23 protein-coding genes are annotated in these 17,575 nt (G+C 41.4%); 4 read left to right on the plus strand and 19 right to left on the minus strand.

The window, feature by feature from the left end; genetic code table 11:
* Positions 1–47: 47 nt before the first annotated feature.
* The 8 genes from CRENPOLYSF2_RS13360 to amoC form a co-directional block, all read right to left on the minus strand.
* Positions 48–1,073, minus strand: a complete 1,026-nt coding sequence (locus CRENPOLYSF2_RS13360; RefSeq protein ID WP_087144445.1) for an ATP-grasp domain-containing protein — start codon at positions 1,071–1,073, stop codon at positions 48–50.
* 5 nt (positions 1,074–1,078) lie between these two features.
* Entirely contained in the window at positions 1,079–1,678 is a 600-nt protein-coding gene (locus CRENPOLYSF2_RS13365) for a TerD family protein (protein ID WP_087144446.1), read from the minus strand.
* A 125-nt stretch (positions 1,679–1,803) separates the two neighbouring features.
* Positions 1,804–3,069: a vWA domain-containing protein gene (locus CRENPOLYSF2_RS13370; RefSeq protein WP_245807997.1), complete on the minus strand. Its 1,266-nt coding sequence runs from the start codon at positions 3,067–3,069 to the stop codon at positions 1,804–1,806.
* Complete coding sequence (locus CRENPOLYSF2_RS13375) at positions 3,062–3,637, minus strand: TerD family protein (protein ID WP_087144447.1); 576 nt, start codon at positions 3,635–3,637, stop codon at positions 3,062–3,064. Before CRENPOLYSF2_RS13375 ends, CRENPOLYSF2_RS13370 begins: the two co-directional genes overlap by 8 nt.
* A 56-nt stretch (positions 3,638–3,693) precedes the next feature.
* Entirely contained in the window at positions 3,694–4,269 is a 576-nt protein-coding gene (locus CRENPOLYSF2_RS13380; RefSeq protein WP_087144448.1) for a TerD family protein, read from the minus strand.
* Positions 4,270–4,575: 306 nt separating this feature from the next.
* Entirely contained in the window at positions 4,576–5,820 is a 1,245-nt protein-coding gene (gene amoB, locus CRENPOLYSF2_RS13385; RefSeq protein ID WP_087144449.1) for a bacterial ammonia monooxygenase, subunit AmoB, read from the minus strand.
* A gap of 132 nt (positions 5,821–5,952) precedes the next feature.
* Complete coding sequence (gene amoA / locus CRENPOLYSF2_RS13390; protein WP_087144450.1) at positions 5,953–6,696, minus strand: bacterial ammonia monooxygenase, subunit AmoA; 744 nt, start codon at positions 6,694–6,696, stop codon at positions 5,953–5,955.
* 137 nt (positions 6,697–6,833) lie between these two features.
* Positions 6,834–7,586, minus strand: a complete 753-nt coding sequence (amoC, locus tag CRENPOLYSF2_RS13395; protein ID WP_087144451.1) for a bacterial ammonia monooxygenase, subunit AmoC — start codon at positions 7,584–7,586, stop codon at positions 6,834–6,836.
* Positions 7,587–7,879: 293 nt separating this feature from the next.
* On the opposite strand from amoC, the gene CRENPOLYSF2_RS13400 reads away from it, so the two are divergent.
* The 4 genes from CRENPOLYSF2_RS13400 to CRENPOLYSF2_RS13415 all read left to right on the plus strand — a co-directional run bounded on the left by CRENPOLYSF2_RS13400 (position 7,880) and on the right by CRENPOLYSF2_RS13415 (position 12,498).
* On the plus strand, positions 7,880–8,305 hold the full coding sequence (locus tag CRENPOLYSF2_RS13400) for a hypothetical protein (RefSeq protein ID WP_087144452.1): 426 nt from the start codon (positions 7,880–7,882) through the stop codon (positions 8,303–8,305).
* Between the two features lie 290 nt (positions 8,306–8,595).
* Entirely contained in the window at positions 8,596–9,645 is a 1,050-nt protein-coding gene (gene glnL / locus CRENPOLYSF2_RS13405) for a nitrogen regulation protein NR(II) (RefSeq protein WP_087144497.1), read from the plus strand.
* Positions 9,638–11,080, plus strand: coding sequence for a nitrogen regulation protein NR(I) (gene ntrC, locus CRENPOLYSF2_RS13410; protein ID WP_176371129.1), 1,443 nt, complete (start codon positions 9,638–9,640; stop codon positions 11,078–11,080). Before glnL ends, ntrC begins: the two co-directional genes overlap by 8 nt.
* 257 nt (positions 11,081–11,337) lie before the next feature.
* Entirely contained in the window at positions 11,338–12,498 is a 1,161-nt protein-coding gene (locus tag CRENPOLYSF2_RS13415; protein WP_087144454.1) for a DEAD/DEAH box helicase, read from the plus strand.
* A gap of 47 nt (positions 12,499–12,545) precedes the next feature.
* Here CRENPOLYSF2_RS13415 and CRENPOLYSF2_RS13420 read toward each other — a convergent pair whose 3' ends face one another.
* From CRENPOLYSF2_RS13420 to CRENPOLYSF2_RS13470, 11 genes are all read right to left on the minus strand, one after another.
* On the minus strand, positions 12,546–13,322 hold the full coding sequence (locus tag CRENPOLYSF2_RS13420; RefSeq protein ID WP_087144455.1) for a pentapeptide repeat-containing protein: 777 nt from the start codon (positions 13,320–13,322) through the stop codon (positions 12,546–12,548).
* Between the two features lie 124 nt (positions 13,323–13,446).
* Positions 13,447–14,241, minus strand: coding sequence for a twin-arginine translocase subunit TatC (gene tatC, locus CRENPOLYSF2_RS13425; RefSeq protein ID WP_087144456.1), 795 nt, complete (start codon positions 14,239–14,241; stop codon positions 13,447–13,449).
* The gene (gene tatB / locus CRENPOLYSF2_RS13430; protein ID WP_336469733.1) at positions 14,231–14,560 is read right to left on the minus strand and encodes a Sec-independent protein translocase protein TatB; all 330 of its coding nucleotides are present in this window, start codon (positions 14,558–14,560) and stop codon (positions 14,231–14,233) included. Before tatB ends, tatC begins: the two co-directional genes overlap by 11 nt.
* Before the next feature lie 2 nt (positions 14,561–14,562).
* Positions 14,563–14,772 (minus strand): twin-arginine translocase TatA/TatE family subunit, encoded by a 210-nt coding sequence (tatA, locus tag CRENPOLYSF2_RS13435; protein ID WP_087144457.1) that lies wholly within the window; start codon positions 14,770–14,772, stop codon positions 14,563–14,565.
* A 28-nt stretch (positions 14,773–14,800) separates the two neighbouring features.
* Positions 14,801–15,118, minus strand: a complete 318-nt coding sequence (locus CRENPOLYSF2_RS13440) for a phosphoribosyl-ATP diphosphatase (RefSeq protein ID WP_087144458.1) — start codon at positions 15,116–15,118, stop codon at positions 14,801–14,803.
* Positions 15,111–15,500 (minus strand): phosphoribosyl-AMP cyclohydrolase, encoded by a 390-nt coding sequence (hisI, locus tag CRENPOLYSF2_RS13445; protein ID WP_087144459.1) that lies wholly within the window; start codon positions 15,498–15,500, stop codon positions 15,111–15,113. Before hisI ends, CRENPOLYSF2_RS13440 begins: the two co-directional genes overlap by 8 nt.
* Positions 15,500–15,745, minus strand: coding sequence for a DUF2442 domain-containing protein (locus tag CRENPOLYSF2_RS13450; RefSeq protein WP_087144460.1), 246 nt, complete (start codon positions 15,743–15,745; stop codon positions 15,500–15,502). The genes hisI and CRENPOLYSF2_RS13450 overlap by 1 nt, the downstream gene beginning before the upstream one ends.
* A 3-nt stretch (positions 15,746–15,748) precedes the next feature.
* Positions 15,749–16,018 (minus strand): DUF4160 domain-containing protein, encoded by a 270-nt coding sequence (locus CRENPOLYSF2_RS13455; protein WP_087144461.1) that lies wholly within the window; start codon positions 16,016–16,018, stop codon positions 15,749–15,751.
* A gap of 2 nt (positions 16,019–16,020) precedes the next feature.
* Positions 16,021–16,797: an imidazole glycerol phosphate synthase subunit HisF gene (hisF, locus tag CRENPOLYSF2_RS13460; protein WP_087144462.1), complete on the minus strand. Its 777-nt coding sequence runs from the start codon at positions 16,795–16,797 to the stop codon at positions 16,021–16,023.
* 10 nt (positions 16,798–16,807) lie between these two features.
* Complete coding sequence (locus CRENPOLYSF2_RS13465; RefSeq protein ID WP_140396868.1) at positions 16,808–17,128, minus strand: hypothetical protein; 321 nt, start codon at positions 17,126–17,128, stop codon at positions 16,808–16,810.
* Complete coding sequence (locus CRENPOLYSF2_RS13470; RefSeq protein ID WP_087144464.1) at positions 17,110–17,574, minus strand: HEPN domain-containing protein; 465 nt, start codon at positions 17,572–17,574, stop codon at positions 17,110–17,112. The genes CRENPOLYSF2_RS13465 and CRENPOLYSF2_RS13470 overlap by 19 nt, the downstream gene beginning before the upstream one ends.
* Position 17,575 lies beyond the last annotated feature (1 nt).

Genomic DNA, 17,575 nt, shown 5'->3' on the forward strand with positions numbered 1-17,575 from the left:
TTTACAGCACGAACAGATGTTCTATCTGTTCGTGTCTGTCTCTTCGTTTAATATGCCGCATCCAACAGTATGACTGGCGTATTAATCTCACTTATTTTAAGGCCGTAACGAATGCTTGGTTGTGGAATCGCGGCTCCTTTTATGGCTTGCAATGCAATATGCGCCAAATTAGCCCCCGATAAACACGCCATACCAAAGCCACCCGATGGCCGCGCATTAATTTCCAACAAGCGCACACCTTGCACACCTTCTTTAAATTGGATATTAAATATGCCATTAAGACGATAATATTGCGTTAAACGCAATACCATATCTTGTATTTCGCAATTATTATCAATAATTTGCCCATGCCCTGCTAGTGGCATTTTTTTTCTTTGCACCGCGCACAATAATTCTCCGTGTCGCCCCGCACAATCCACGCTCCACTCATAGCCAGCCAAATGCTCCATAACCAGTAAAGTATCAAATTGCGGTGTATTCAGCATGCCTTGTCGCAACTCTTGCAAGGGGATTTGGTATTCAACGCCTTTTAAAACTTGCGTAATACTGTCACGCGCTGTATCCAAAATTCTAAAACCCAAGCCAAAAACTGAAACAGCGGGCTTAATGCAAAGTTTTTCATGCTGGGCGGATAATGTTACAACAGCCCGATCGAACGCCTCACTGTTATTGACGGCAACAAAATCCATAACTTTAGCGACACTGGTCGGTAAATCACGGTAAAAGTGGGCTTTATTATGTAATAAGCTGAGAGTTTCATAATCAGCAACTGACATCACCTGCACACCCATAGCATTAAATACCGCATGCTGTGCGCTAATCAAAGCGGCTTCCTTACCTGGCCAAAACAAATCAATTTTATATTGCTGACAAAAATTCACACACCAAGACAAGTAGTCTTCAGCGGTTAAATCTGTAGGTTCAAGATAATTTTCATCGGCGGCTAAAAAAGCTGTCGCCATCGGGTATGTTTGTGTGCAAATCAGCGTTATATCACCCGTAGAGTGTGATTGCCGTAGATTTCTAAATACCCCGTCTATGGTTGAGAATGTCTTATTAAACCAAATTCGCATATAACTTATAAATGCACAACAATTTGCGGTAACAAACTGTCAATAGTACGACCATTACCATTTTCACCAATCGCATGCATTTTCCACTCGCCATTATGACGATACACTTTAGCCATGATCTGTGCAGTATGAGAGCCTTGTGAACTCAGGGTATAGCGGGCAATTTCAGTGTTATTCACGCCATCAACCAAACGGCAATAGGCATTTTCAACAGCGTTAAATGTTTGATTAGTAAACGAATTAACCGTAAAAACCAATGATTTAACGTCAGAGGGTACTTTTTCTAGTAACACAATAATTTGTTCATCATCACCATCGCCATCACCCGTACGGTTATCACCCGTATGTAAAATGCTGCCATCTCGGCTTTTTAATTGCTTAAACCAAACTGTGTCTACGAGTTTATTTTGCTCATTAAACATAACACATGATGCATCTAAATCAATAGATTCACTGGCACCGCCACCACCAAAAAAACCTTTCATTAGCCCGCCACCGGCAGTTTTTTTAGCGTCCCATCCCAATCCCATAATAACCTTGGTTAACGCAGCACCACTGTCTTTGGTCAACGAAATTTTCTGACCCTTTTGTAAGCTAATAGCCATTGTGTAATACTCCTAATAGGGAATTAAATAGAGAAAGTTAGTTATTTTTTTAAGATCACGATTTCAATTTTTGAACAATTTACTGTTAATGGCGACCCATCACGCTCAAAAGATCAAATCGTCTATTATTGAATAATGCCTTTAAGTTTAGCCGCTTCCAACCAAAGTGGAAACTCACTTAATAAGCGCTCATACAAGTCTTGCTCACTGATACTGTTAATATCATCCAAAGCAAAAAAACCACAGTTATCAACAACACGGCCAGGCAAGGTATCAAGTTTTTCTAAAATACCGTAGTTTCGCCCACCGATGCCGACAAATTGCCAGAAAATGGGCAACTTTGCCGCTTCTACTAATAGTTTTTTAATGACGGTGTTCTGGCTTACGCCCCCGTCACTGATAAAAATAATCAAAATTGGCAGTGTCGTGTTTTGATAATGTTTAACAACCTGCTCAATAACTGCGGGTTCATTATTAATGCCCATCATGCCCCACTGTCGCCAACCGTATTCAGCACTGGCAATATAATCAGCATAATTTCTTAAGGTTGCAGGGGGCAATGCCAAAACTTTATTAGAAAATGCCCACACATCCAAGGCACCATCGTTATCAAAATGCACGGCCAAAGGTAACAAGCGTTCAATAACTTGCTGTACTTTGCCTTTATCGTATTGTGCGTACATTGATCCTGAGGCATCCAACACTAAACCGACCTGAGCAAGCGTTGCAGACAATCGATGTTTTTCCAGTGAAATAGTGGCTTTTTTGGCAAGATCTACCAATTTTGGTGCTAGTGCCGCCACTTTTTTCTCTAATGAAATACGACTAACCGGTGGTGGCAACGCGTCAATAACATCACCACCAAAGTGCATCACTAATGCTGCCAAACCGCCCGTAAAACCTTGTCCAATAGCATTAAAACGCCAGGTATTATCTTTACGATAAAGCTCACCAAGCATTAAAGCTTTTTCATCGTGAAAATCAGAACCTGAAAATGAAAATCGCGCGACCTCTTGATTAGCACTCAGAAAACACACATAACCGTTATGAATATCGTGCATAGTTTCGGTGCTATTTAATGCCGCAGTAAACACCAAGCGATCAATGGTTTGAGGTAGCACAGCCACATCACATAAAAATGTACTCGAACCCAACGCAGAGGCTATCAACTTAACAGCACCACACGGACTGTTCGGTTGATTATAGAATGTCATATAACGATCGTCTGACAATTTTTGCTGGTTATTTAAACCAAAACAAGCAAAATCAACCGTGTCTTGTATACCAGAAATCGATAACACAACATGCAATACTTGCGTGTTAGCGCACTGACACAATTCTGTTATCGACACGCGTTGACCACGACGAATTTCCATACTTTGATTAAACACTGACTCCAAACGATGAGGCCAATGGCCCTAAGCCCCCGGCAAAACCTTGACCAACCGCTTTAAATTTCCAATCTGTTCCAACACGGTAAATTTCACCGAAAATCATCGCTGTTTCTATCGATGCATCTTCACTGAGATCATAACGCGCAATTTCTTGACCGCCTTCTTCGTTGATAATTCGAATATAGGCACGATTCACTTGACCAAAATTTTGCTTACGCTCTGCCGCATCATGAATAGTTACTGCAAAAACCACTTTATCTAAATCAGCGGGTATTTTACTTAATTCCACTTTAAGGCATTCATCATCACCATCGCCTGCACCAGTCAAATTATCGCCTGCATGCTGTACCGCACCGTCAGCAACAATTTTATTGTTATAAAAACAAAAATCACTGTCCGAGCGAACTTTACCATCCAACTTTACCAAAAATCCACTGGCATCTAAATCGAACGCCGCACCATCGGTAGCGCGTGCATCCCAACCCAAGCCAACCACAACCTTATTTAATCCTGGAACTTCTTTGCTAAGGTTAACGTTACCACCTTTACTCAATGATATTGCCATAAAAATCTCCGTGTTATATAAATATAGTGAATTTTAATGTGATTTACTTAACCACGTTAAATATTAATACCGTATTGTTTTGCTAAAGCAGATAACCCGCCCGCATAACCCTGGCCAACCGCTTTAAATTTCCATTCTGCGTTATTTTTATAAATTTCACCAAAAATCATCGCTGTCTCAATGGACGCATCTTCACTTAAATCGTAACGCGCAACTTCGTTATCAGTCTCACGATTAACCACTCTGACGTAGGCATGAGATACTTGGCCAAAATTTTGTTTACGTGCTTCGGCATCATGAATAGTCACTGTAAACACAATGCGCTGAATATCGGTTGGTACTTTATCTAGTAAGATAACCAGAGATTCATCATCACCATCACCTGCACCCGTGCGATTATCGCCCGTATGCTCTACTGAACTACACAGCGATTTTGTTTGATTATAAAAAATAAAATCACTGTCTGAACGTACTTTACCATCCTCTTTTACCATAAAGGCACTGGCATCCAGATCAAAATCAATGCCATCGGTAGGTCTTGCATCCCATCCCAAGCCAACAATGATATTTTTTAACATTGGATCTGTTTTTGACAGACTGATATTACCGCCTTTACTTAATGAAATACCCATAAATCGAACTCCAATTAGTTATTTTTAAAAAATAATTTCCTCATGACTTTGTTCATAACAAAGTATAGAAGAGTATTTTGAGCTATCCGTACAAATACGATATTACCTATATCAACAGTTCTCTACAACCAATAATACCCATTAATCGACTTTTTGCATAGCAACTACAACTACTTTAAAAACTAATCTAACTGTAATAAAAATATTTCAAAAGTCTGAAAATAAAAAACCCCCGCTACCTAAAAGATAGCGAGGGTTTCAATTCCTTTTAACTAGCAATTATACATTGCTAGCAAATTTCATTGATTAGATAAATGATGGAATTAATGGAGCATCTACAGTAACCATTTGACGGTTGCCAGATTCATCAGTAAAGAACAACAAACCGGCGAAACGACTGTCTGGATCGTAGATCAAGTCAGCTAGACGATAAACTTCCCAAGCCGCGTCAGACGCAGTAACTTGGTAAGTTCTTGTTTGGCCTGGAGCAAGTGGGCTGTTATCGCTAACAGTCAACCCTTCTTCAGCCAACAAGTCATCTGGGTATCCAGTTTCATCTTCATGAACAGCAGGATCTAAGAAACGTACGCCAGCAGTATTGAATTCGCCTAAACGAACAGCTGAATCGCCATTATTAGTAACAGTCAGTGTCATTTGCATAGCACGACCTGGTACACGGTAAGTAGCGTCATCAACTTTAACTGCAACTGTTGGAGCAGGCATTTCAATCGGCTTCATACCACGTAACAAACCAGCTTGCAGCGGGGTTGTAATTGGGTAAGCAGCGTTTGTGCTAGCCATAGTAGCCGCAACGATTGCCATTGTACCAACAGCAAAAGCAATACCGACTTTCTTATCAGTTGGAGTGATTAATGTATCCGCTTTACCAGCTTCAACAGCAATCAAACGTGGAATGAATATTGGCTTACGCATCCAATAAACCATCCAAGCCAAACCAATTGCATACCAGAAGGCATGCCAGAAGTAGATGTTGTCTATGTTGTAGTTTTCTAAATCAACTGTTACACCAGTCAAAGTAGTAATTGGGTTTTTGAAATCTTTCATAGAACCAGTAATAGTTACCCATTTACCTGGTCCGATGATTGGTCCACCACCTTTTACGTTCATCATACTGTGAACATGCCAATCACCTGGGCGACGTGCTTTCAACAATACTTTGAATTCATAGGTTTCGCCCAATTCTAAACTGCATGAACGTGGAACTAACTGACCACCGATCCAAGACCCTGCACGAATAAATACAGGACCTGGTGTACCGATGTTTAAGAATGATGATTCTGGTAAATCAACAGTTTCAGGCCATCCTTTGAAAACGTGGAATTTACCTGTAACAGTCATTGTGTCATTTACAGCAACGGTATCTTTTGACCAATTAAGATCATACCAGTGAATAGTACGCATACGCATGAACGCTGCTTGAGACTTTTCACCATGAGCTGCTGCTGTTGGAGCGTAGAACATTGCTGCTGTAACACCAACTAACACGCCGACAAAGGACAATTTAGCAATCTTGTCTTTAATCATTTTCATATATCCTCCTCTATAATAGAGAATCTATAGTTTTGAGTATCTAGCCAGTAGCCGTTATTAAATAATCGTCTCTAACCAGTTTTTATGTACATGTTCTTAATCAATGATTCTTAACGAATCAATAAACGTTTCTTATGATGCAGTTGTGAAAGCGGTGCTTCCGAACCAACGGCCAAAGAAGTGCCACAATACATATACAATGATACTCACGAAACCAGAGAAGAACGCTGATACTGGAGCAACGTCTTTACCGAAGGTTCTCAGAGTACCTTTTTCAACCATACGGATATACTCAGGCATACCAGTTCTGATGTAATGGTAACCTGTTAAGTCAGCCAAAGTCATTACCATACCATTGTATTCAACTGGTTGATGTAATGGAGCGATAACAGGCCAGTTACTTGGGTAGAACAACAAACCGAAAGCCAAACCACCTAATACGGCAGTCAACTGCATAGAACCAGACATCATTAAAATAACGTCAAGAACGATAGCGCCTGGAATCAATTGTGATGGGAATACAAAGTTGATTGGGAAGTATGTCCAGCCCCAAAAGTTGAAGTATCTATTTACCCATTCACCGAACAACAAACCCATAACACAAAGTGTAGCGCCGAATGCGATGCGATATCTCCACCACAAAACAGCTTGAACAGCAGCAGGGAAAGTAATAGCCATAATTGGCAATACTGTTACCCAAAGACGTCTATCTTTCCAGTCAACCCAGAAATCCCAGTCACCTGCAACAAGCATAAAGTGAACGTGGTAACCACCAAGTACAACGAAGAAAAGTGTAAAACAAATTAGCCAGTCAAACGTACGTGAAACTTTTACAGCTTCAGCACGTGAACGTACAGCTGATTGAGATGCGCTCATAGCTTTACCTCCAAAAAGGATTAAATTATTTTTATTAAAACTATCTTCTCTTAAGGTTGTCTCAAAACTTTCCCTTTACAGAGTTCAGTAAAGAGACAACCAAGGAGATAGTTACTACAGCAAAAGCTCGGCTTAAATTAAGCTAAGTCTTTTTTCAGAAGTTTTGCAAGTGCAGCAACTTCTATATTTACAACACCTAATACACCTAAAGCTGACCATCCGAAGAATACGAAGCCGTAGTGCAAAGGAGCAACAAACAACTCTTCCATAAACCAGAAAGTGTGACCCCATTCATTCAAGCCAACATTTGGCAGAATCATGAAAGGTCCAACTGTAGCAACCATGTATTGAATTGAATTACCTTGTTGGTAGGTAGGCAATCTTGTTTTTGCATACAAGAAAGCGCCGCCGCCAGTGATAATGTATACTGGGTAGCTCAAGTAAAATTCGATAACGTGACTTGGTGTAAAGTCAGTGTCACGAACAATAGTTTGATGCCAAGTACCATCTTGCTCAGTGAAGTAGCTAGCGCCGAAGTAAATAGCAACGCCGTAAGCAACTAACCAAACCCAATGATGGAAATGTCTTCTCAACTCTTCTCTTGGAGTGATTGACATCACTTTACGATCGCGTGATTTCCACAGGTAACCCCATAGAATACCAGCAGTTGATACTTCTAAAACAAATTCGATATACAGGAAGTTCATCCAGTATGTTTCGAACTCAGGTGCGAAAGAATCTAAGCCAGCAGACCAGCCGTAAACGCCTTCATACCAACGAACCCATGCATAAAATACGCAATAAATTGCGACTGCAAAGATCAGGTTTCTTTTATTTAACAGCGGTGCTTCCGCAGCATCAGCTTTCACTGATTCAGTTGTAGCTGCCATTTCTATCTCCTAAAAATGATTAAACCTAGCTATAATAGCCAGTGTCGATAGTAACAAGTCCTTTTTACCCAATTAAACCAAAATATTCGGATTTAAAAGACACCAAATTCTTTTGGTGCTCTCAAAGTCTACCAGTTCGATTAACCTTGTCAAGCCTATTCACACTACAGCTTAAATATTTTTTTTCACATCACTCGCACTATAAATTTTATTACCTTTAACTACTTGATTTCTGATATTATCAGGGTAAGTTGCCCTTAATTCTTTAACTATAAAAATTATTATAAAATCTTATGAAAAAATACTTGCTTTTAATTGTAGGATTGGGAGTTTTAATCGCCTTCATGCGCTTTGTTTTACTACCCTTAGTCATGGAAGTGGTTGCATCGGATGCTTTTCTTGTTGATAGTAAAGATGAACCCAGCTTACATAGCCTAGATACGCCACTCACAGCAATCGCATTTAATCACTGCAACACTTATGTAAAAGCAGAATTGGGTAAAGATGTTTCAATCAGTTTTCCTGACAAACCGACGAAAGCATGGGGCTTTGGTGGCTATAAATTTATGATTCGCTCCAATTTTAACGTGGTGGGTAGCGCAAAAACAACAAATGAATACGCATGCCAAATAACTTATAATAATGGCGACGACCAAGAAGGCATTGCCGATTTTGAGAACTGGACGATAAACGGCATAACAGGTTTAGACGGATTATAACCACACCATTAGCACTAAAAATTAGCGGATTGTTAAATGCACCTAATTGACAATCCGCTTAACCAAACAACATGATATACATTTACAGCCCTCTGATTAGATAAAACCATCTCCCCACCTTTTACCCACCGCACAATCTTTACGCCAACCGCGCCAAATTGGTGCGACAATCCCCATATAAGTGCAGACCCGCACAGCTAAGCCACCCGCCAATACGTTTTTATCAGCTACTTTTTAGATGGCGTGTAAATTGCTTAGTGTTATCTAAGATTCTACAAAAAACTAAAATTATGTATAAACGCATCCTCGATCACCTTAATGTCGCCATTTTACTGTTTGATGACACGCTTCGCCTGACTTATATCAATTCAGCCGGTGAAATTTTGTTAGCTGATAGCGCTAGGCATTTATTAGGCTTAACTGCTTACGACCTATTTCGGCAAGCAGATGCAGCGCTATTAACCAATTTACAACAATGCCTTGCATCCGCAGAACCCTTTGTAGAGCGTGAACTCATACTAGACAAACTGACACATACCATCACTATTAACCTTATCGCAACACCAATATTTGAAAATGATCGTATCAACGAAATTCTGTTAGAACTGCAACAAGTCGATAATCAACTGCGCATTTCTAAAGAAGAACAGTTATTGACACAACAACAGACCGCACGTCTACTGGTGCGTGGTTTAGCACATGAAATTAAAAATCCGCTTGGTGGCTTACGTGGTGCCGCACAACTACTTGATTTAGAACTTAACAATCCTGATTTAAAAGAATATACCCGTGTAATTATTGCTGAGTCGGATCGATTACAAGGCTTAATGGATAAAATGCTAGGGCCTAATAAATTACCAAATAAATCATACCTAAACATCCATGAAGTTTTAGAGCGCGTTAGACAATTAATAGATGCCGAATCCAACGGACAAATCATTATAAAATGTGATTATGACCCTAGCATTCCGGACATAAAAGCCGATAAAGACCAATTAATTCAAGCCACTTTAAACATTGCTCGCAATGCCGTACAAGCCATGTACGGCAAAGGTCAACTAACATTAAAAACACGCATTTTTAGACATATGACCATCGGTCGTAAACACTACAAATTAGCTATAAAATGTGAACTTATCGACACCGGTACCGGTATTGATCCTGACATTATGAATCAAATTTTTTACCCGATGATTACCAGCAGAGCCGAAGGCACTGGATTAGGTCTCTCAATTGCCCAAGCACTGATTAACCAACATAACGGACTGATTGAATGCACCAGCGAACCGGGCAATACCGTGTTTTCAATACTTTTACCTTTGGAGAATGAGCGTGGTTAACACAGAAACTATCTGGATTATTGATGACGATAAATCAATACGCTGGGTACTTGAAAAAGCCCTGCAAAAAGCAGATTTTATTACTCGCAGCTTTGAAAATGCCAACGGCTTACTCGCGGCTTTGCAAAAAGAATCGCCTGACGCGCTGTTAACCGATATTCGCATGCCCGGCATGGATGGCTTACAAATGCTGAACAAAGTACAAATTAGTCATCCTGACTTACCTGTCATTGTAATGACCGCACATTCCGATCTGGAAAGTGCCGTTTCGGCTTTTCACAGTGGTGCTTTCGAATACTTACCCAAACCATTTGATATTAAAGATGTCGTCGATCTTGCACATCGTGCCTGTCTACACAGCCACCATCAAGACAGTGAAAAATTAAACCTGACAACACGTAAAGAAACACCTTTACCCACGCCAGAAATTATCGGTGCAGCCCCAGCTATGCAAGAAGTATTTCGCGCTATTGGTCGTTTGGCACGCTCTCATATTACAGTTTTAATTAACGGCGAATCCGGCACGGGCAAAGAACTGGTCGCTAAAGCTTTGCACCGTCATAGCCCGCGTGCCAAAAATGCATTTATTGCGTTAAATATGGCTGCTATTCCAAAAGATTTGATGGAGTCAGAACTATTTGGTCATGAAAAAGGTTCATTTACCGGCGCACAGACACGACGCATGGGACGCTTTGAGCAAGCCAACGGCGGTACATTATTCTTAGATGAAATTGGCGACATGCCAGCAGAACTGCAAACTCGCTTGCTCAGAGTATTATCCGATGGTGAATTCTATCCGGTAGGGGGCTATAGTGCGATTAAAGTTGACGTGCGTATTATCACGGCAACACATCAAAATTTAGAAGCACTAGTGGCACAGGGGCGATTTAGAGAGGACTTATTTCATCGTTTAAATGTCATACGCGTACATATCCCACCCTTACGGGATCGCAAACAAGATATTCCACTGTTGTTGCAACATTTTTTGGCACACGCTGCGCAAGAACTCAATACAGAAATTAAGATTCTGACCCCAGAAGCGCAAACATTTTTAAGTATTTTTAACTGGCCAGGTAACGTCAGACAACTGGAAAATATTTGTCGTTGGTTATCGGTTATGGCGCCAGGTCGAGAGATTCATGTACACGATTTACCACCCGAATTAATTAACGAAACACCAGAAAAAACGCTCAATACAGACAACTGGGAAATTAGTTTAAAAAACTCGATTAACCAGCAACTCGCCGCTAAAAAACCGGAACTTGCCAAACACATAATTCCAACAATAGAAGCTATTTTAATCAAAGCCGCTTTGGATTTTACGCACGGTAAACGCCATGAAGCAGCCATTCTTTTAGGCTATGGCAGAAATACACTGACTCGGAAAATCAAGGAGTTGAACCTAGACGCTAACAGTTCTGGCTATGACAACTAATTTAAGTACGACAACAAACCCAGCACTCAGTCATATTTGTTTTGTCGGAAAAATTGCAGACCTACGAGGCTTTAAAAACCTCGTGAGTCTCACATGAAACAAAGCATACCTCACACTTAAAAGAACAACCAAGCACCCGTATTTAAGCAGCAATCACCCTGCGCCGGTATAAGCACAAAGACTTACTGGTAGCTATAATTTAATTTCACGGGTTATCATGCAAGCTTTAACCAATCTTCCGCCCCATATACCAAGCTATGCAACCTGCCGCAACCCCCATTAATTTTACAAGCCTAGGCTTGTCAAACGCATTATTAACCGCCATCCAACAACGCGGCTATACGCAACCAACGCCCGTTCAAATAGATACAATCCCAGTCATTTTAACCGAACAAGACTTACGCGCCAAAGCTCAAACCGGTTCTGGCAAAACCGCCGCTTTTGGCTTAGCGCTGCTGCAAAAAATAGTACAGCACCGAGAGCAGCGCCCATCAACCCGCACGGGTAATCAAGTTGGCACACTCATTTTAGCGCCCACCCGCGAGCTGGCCATACAAATTGCTGAGGCGATTAGCGATTATGCCAGCGCGATAACACCCAAAGTTAAAATCATCTGCGCCCACGGCGGCATCAGTATTAACCCGCAAATGCTGGCATTGCGTGGTGGTGCGGATATTCTGGTGGCAACCCCAGGACGCTTGCTGGATTTAGTCGAGCAAAATGCCATTAAATTTGCTGATTTAAATTGTTTGGTACTGGATGAAGCTGATCGCTTGCTGCAACTGGGCTTTAGCGAGGAACTGAATGAAATTCTAAAACTATTGCCTAAAAAACGCCAAAATCTGCTTTTTTCAGCCACTTTTCCTGCCGAAGTAGATCAGCTGATTGCAAAACTATTAATAAACCCCGTACACATAGACAGCGCAACGCAAGCAGAAGCGCTTATAACGCAACGCGTGATTAGCGTCACGCAAGAACACAAAAACATCTTATTAGCGCATCTTATTAATGACGGTGATTTGCAGCAGGTCTTAGTATTTGCCAATGCCAAAAACACCTGTAATCGCCTGGTATTAAAGCTGGGTAAAGCTGATATTTATGCAATGGCATTGCACGGCGACAAAACCCAATCAGCACGTAATCTGGCATTAAAAAAATTCAAACAAGGCGAATGTCGGGTATTAATCGCCACCGATTTGGCCGCACGCGGCATTGATATTGAACAATTAGAAGCGGTCATTAACTTCGATTTACCCCGCTCACCGAATGATTACATACATCGCATAGGCAGAACAGGGCGTGCAGGACAAAGTGGTTTGGCGATTTCGTTACTGTGTGATGAGGATGAAGCACATTTTCGGGTTATTGAAAAACGGATGAAAATGCGTTTGGATCGAGAGTGTGTTGCTGGCTTTTAAAGCACCGTAAACCATGCAGCAGACAGCTGCGGCCTTAATGACAGGATTTATTTAAAAATCGCCTGATCAAAATTCTTACCGGTGGCAATGCTCTTCAGCAGCGTTTTATCAGAAATACTACTGAAATGCGCACCCTTCAAATCCGCACCGGTAAACTTGGTATCCACCAAAATGGTTGCTGTTAAATCGGCACCGGATAAATCGGCATTGCTTAAATCAGCACCGGACAGATCAACGCCAAACAAATTGGCTTTTTGCAATTGTGCGCCTGTTAAATCGGCACGGCGCATTAAAGCACGATCCAGATTGGCATTTTTAATATTAGCGCCGGATAAATTAACCCCGTTCAGACTCACCCGCATCACGCCCATTGATTGGTTTTTCATATCCACACCCCAATTGACTTTCTCCAGATTGGCATGGCTGAGGTTGGAGCGATCCAAATTGGCAATAAAACGACTTTCTGACAGATTGGCGTTAGCTAAATTAGCACTGTTCATGTGTACGCCAAATACGCTGACTTTAGATAGATTAGAACCGGCCAAATTAATATTGGTCATCACAGTTAAATCCAGATTCAATCCGGACAAATTACAATTACTCAAATTAGCACGGCGTAAATCCGAACCCCATAAATTGGCCTGTCTAAAATCCAGACCCGACAAATCCATTTCGGTCAAATCTTTGCGCTTTAAATCCGCTTTGTGGGTGGCATCTGCTTTGGCCAGACGCTGCTCTACTTCTGAGCGCTCAAGATCGGCAGCAACTACCGCTACTGAACTCATCAATGTTGCTATACCCAAACAAAAAACCGGAAATTTCATCGTATTACCCTCAGTCTGGAATCAATATTTTTATGGTATCACACGGGCTTTAATTACTGTCACTCAACACTTACCCCTGTTTTTTATGTGTCCAGAGTACAAATCCTACACCCACACAGGCAAGTTAATTATCGTTATCGTCAAAATACTCTAGGGCATTGTTGTCATTATCAAAGAAGCTTTCCTCATCATTTCTATCAACCAAGCGCGAACACAACAAACCAATCTCAAACAACATCCACATTGGCACAGCCAGTAATGTTTGTGATATCGCATCAGGTGGTGTCAGTAACATACCAATAATAAATGCACCCACAATCACATAAGGCCGCTTTTCCGCTAACGACGCACGACTCACCAAGCGCGACCACACCAAAACAATAGTAAAAATAGGTACTTCAAAGCACACGCCAAAAGCAAAAAACAATGATAAAACAAAATCCAGATATTTGCTGATGTCGGTCATAACCGCAACACCTACCGGTGCAGCAGCCGTTAAAAAACCAAATATCAGCGGAAAAACCACATAATACGCAAACGCCACACCCGAATAAAATAACAACGTACTGGCAATTAACAACGGAAAAATCATCCGTCGTTCACGCTGATACAAGCCTGGCGCAACGAATGCCCAAAACTGGTACAAAATAAACGGTACACAAATAAAAATAGCGACAACCAGCGCCAATTTAAACGGAATAAAAAACGGCGATGCCACTTCAATAGCAATCATCGTGCTATTTTGTGGCATGTGTTTTAGCAGCGGCCCCGCTAAATAGGTATAAATTTGATTAGCGTAGCTGGAAAGCCCTAAAAATACCGCTAATACGCATAATACAATACGTAAAAGTCGGTCACGCAATTCAATCAAATGGCTGATAAAAGGCTGTTCCGTCGCCTCTTCAAAATTATTTTTCATGCGGGGATTTAATAGATTGTTCTATCTGCTGCGCGCGTTTGTCGAATGAAGTTTTAAGATTATGGGCGCTGCTGTCCATTTCATCAAGCACGCCTTGTAAATCTTCTAAGCTACCCGCTTGCTCTTTTAGCATCTGACGAATTTCCTCAGCGTGAAATTCTTCCTTTATTTCTTCTTTTACTGACGCGACGATATTGCGGGTTTTTGCTATCCAAAAGCCCAGTAATCGCGCCACTTTGGGTAAACGTTCTGGCCCAATCACTAACAAAGCAACCAAGCCTACCATCAATAGCTCCGAAAAGCCTATATTCTCAATCATGGCTAGACTTTATCTTTGTCTTTAGCAGCAACTTCGCCGTCAATCACATCTTCGCTGGCATTAGCCGATACTTCTTCGCCATCCTTAATGGCTTTGCGAAAAGTTTTGATAGCACCACCCAAATCAGCACCAATATTTTTAAGGCGTTTTGTACCAAATACAATAATAGTAATTGCCAATATAATTAATAACTTAGTTACACTAATGCCCATTTTATACTCCCGTCAATCGACTAATACCCTATTTATCACGCTGAGACTTCTCTTCCAAACCAGACAAGCCAAAGCGGCGCTGCAATTCCAGTAACACATCTTGCGAACTCAAACCTTGTTGCGCCAACATCACCATGCAATGAAACCATAAATCTGCTGTTTCATAAACAATTTTTTGCGGATCGCCATCTTTGGCAGCAATAACTGTTTCGGTGGCTTCCTCGCCAATTTTTTTAAGAATATGATCCAGACCCTTATTATACAGGCTAGATACATAAGATTTGTCAGGAGATTCGTTTTTACGTTGCTCCAGAATGTGGTCAAGTTGATCTAATGTATCATTCATGTTTTTTGTAAATAGTATCGGGGTTTTTTAACACAGGCTCAACCGCTTGCCATTGACCATCAACCAATTGCCGGTAAAAGCAACTTTCCCTGCCGGTATGACAAGCAATACCACCTTCTTGTTCAATTTTAAGCAGCAACACATCTTCGTCACAGTCCATAAACAACGCGACAACTTTTTGCCGATGCCCCGATTCTTCGCCTTTATGCCACAGTTTATTGCGTGAACGCGACCAATACACCGCATAGCCTTCCTGCACGGTTAATTGCAATGATTCAGCGTTCATCCAGGCGAACATCAGTATTTTGCCGGTTTCGGCCTGTTGTGCAATGACGGGGATTAGGCCGTCTACTGTCCAGCGGATTTTATTCAACCAGTTCATTAATGTTTATCAACTTTTATGGCATCTAAGTAAAGTGTATCGGGACAAATATCTTGTTCATGTGGCCACGATACCGTTCCGGCGCTAACGTCAACTTGTTTAAAATACTGTATATCCTGCAATTCTTTAAACACGCCAAAATCTAACAAAGGCCTACAGTCATAAAGACAATGCTCACCATTGGTAAACTCTAACATCAATTGATAATTATTGGTTGAATTAACGGCTTTTACACGGGGGTTCATAGCTTAACGTAACGGTTCAATCTTATAAGGGTGTTCGCCAGCAACCGCAAGTTGCCAGTCTGCCATTAATTCATCACGGTGTATTTCCATCCATGCTAGCAATAACTTCATTTTGGCTTTTGGAATGCTGCCGTCCAAAACATCACCCTCTGGAATAACAACAATAACCTCATCATCCTGATATTTCACATGAACATAAGGCAGTTTATGCTGTTTATTATCATTAAAATACATATAAATGATAATGCCGTAGAACATCGAGATCGCTGGCATGGCTAAGCTAACCTGACCTCAATACCACGAGAACGCATCTGCTGTTTAGCCTGTTCAATGGTATATTCCCCAAAATGGAAGATACTTGCCGCCAGCACGGCATCGGCTTTACCTTCAAGCACACCCTCAGCCAAATGATCCAGATTGCCAACACCACCCGATGCAATCACCGGCACTGTGACAGCTGAGCTAATCGCCCGCGTTAACGGCAAATCGAAACCTTCACGGGTGCCATCTCTGTCCATGCTGGTGAGCAGGATTTCTCCCGCGCCGTAATCAACCATTTTTATCGCCCACTCAATGGCGTTAATGCCTGTACCTTTGCGGCCACCGTGGGTAAATATTTCCCAGCGGTCAGGTTCACCCACAGCACTGGTCTTTTTAGCGTCAATCGCCACCACAATACACTGAGAACCAAAACGCTGCGCAGCTTCGCGGACAAACTCAGGGTTAAATACGGCGGCGCTGTTAATACCGACTTTATCCGCACCAGCATTGAGCATCCGGCGTATATCGTCCAGCGTTCTAATGCCACCACCGACAGTTAACGGAATAAACACTTGGCTGGCCACTTGCTCCACCACATGCACCATCGTATTGCGATTGTCGTGGGTGGCAGTAATGTCCAGGAAGGTCAGTTCATCCGCACCTTCGCGGTCATAGCGCCTGGCAATTTCAACAGGGTCGCCAGCATCACGGATATCAACAAACTTAACGCCTTTAACGACGCGGCCATTATCAACATCTAAACAGGGAATAATACGTTTGGCTAGGCTCATGTCATTATATTTATAAAGCTTTTAAAATTTGTGTATCAGTCTCTTCGTCCCAACAATGCAGGGATTCTTGCTCATCATAGATAGCAACAGTAAAAATATTTTCCCTGATTTTAGCCTCAGTTGTAGCCCATAAAATTTTAAGCAATCTATGCAAGGCATCAGAACAAGATATTTGCCGTAACCACCCTTTAGCAACAACTTTAACAATAAATGATGTTGGAATAACACCAGGGTAAGCTTCTTCCAATACCATATCACCTAGCGTATAACCTTCTGTTTCACATTGTTGTTTAAACGGTTGGAGTGCGACCATTAGCTCTTTTCTATCCATTGCAGCAACCCCCCATTACCTTTTAATAAACTAATTAATTTTTTAACATCATCAGAATTTTGTGAACCAGGAGCCTTATAACGGCTTTGTTCATTCCAAATACACTTGCCGGATGCCAAAAATAAAACACTGTTTGCTTCCATTAATTCTAATTTTTGGCTTTTTTCACTATCAAACAAATTTTTTAAGCCGCTGAAAATAAGTAAGACAGTAATATCATGTGTTTTCAACGCTTTCCTGACTTCATTAATACCATGACCACTTTGTGCTTGCTCATCGAACAAATTATCGATACCCAATCTCTCGCACACTTTAGCTTTCAGCATAAGCTCAACACTGTAGCCCGCCAGATAAAACGCACCATCGTATTTACCATTTTGGGCTAATATTTGTGCTTCTTCAAGCCGTTCAAAAGCCAGTTGGCGGATTTGTGCTGGATTTTTCACA

It is taken from the genome of Crenothrix polyspora (assembly GCF_900163755.1).
GTDB lineage: Bacteria > Pseudomonadota > Gammaproteobacteria > Methylococcales > Methylomonadaceae > Crenothrix > Crenothrix polyspora.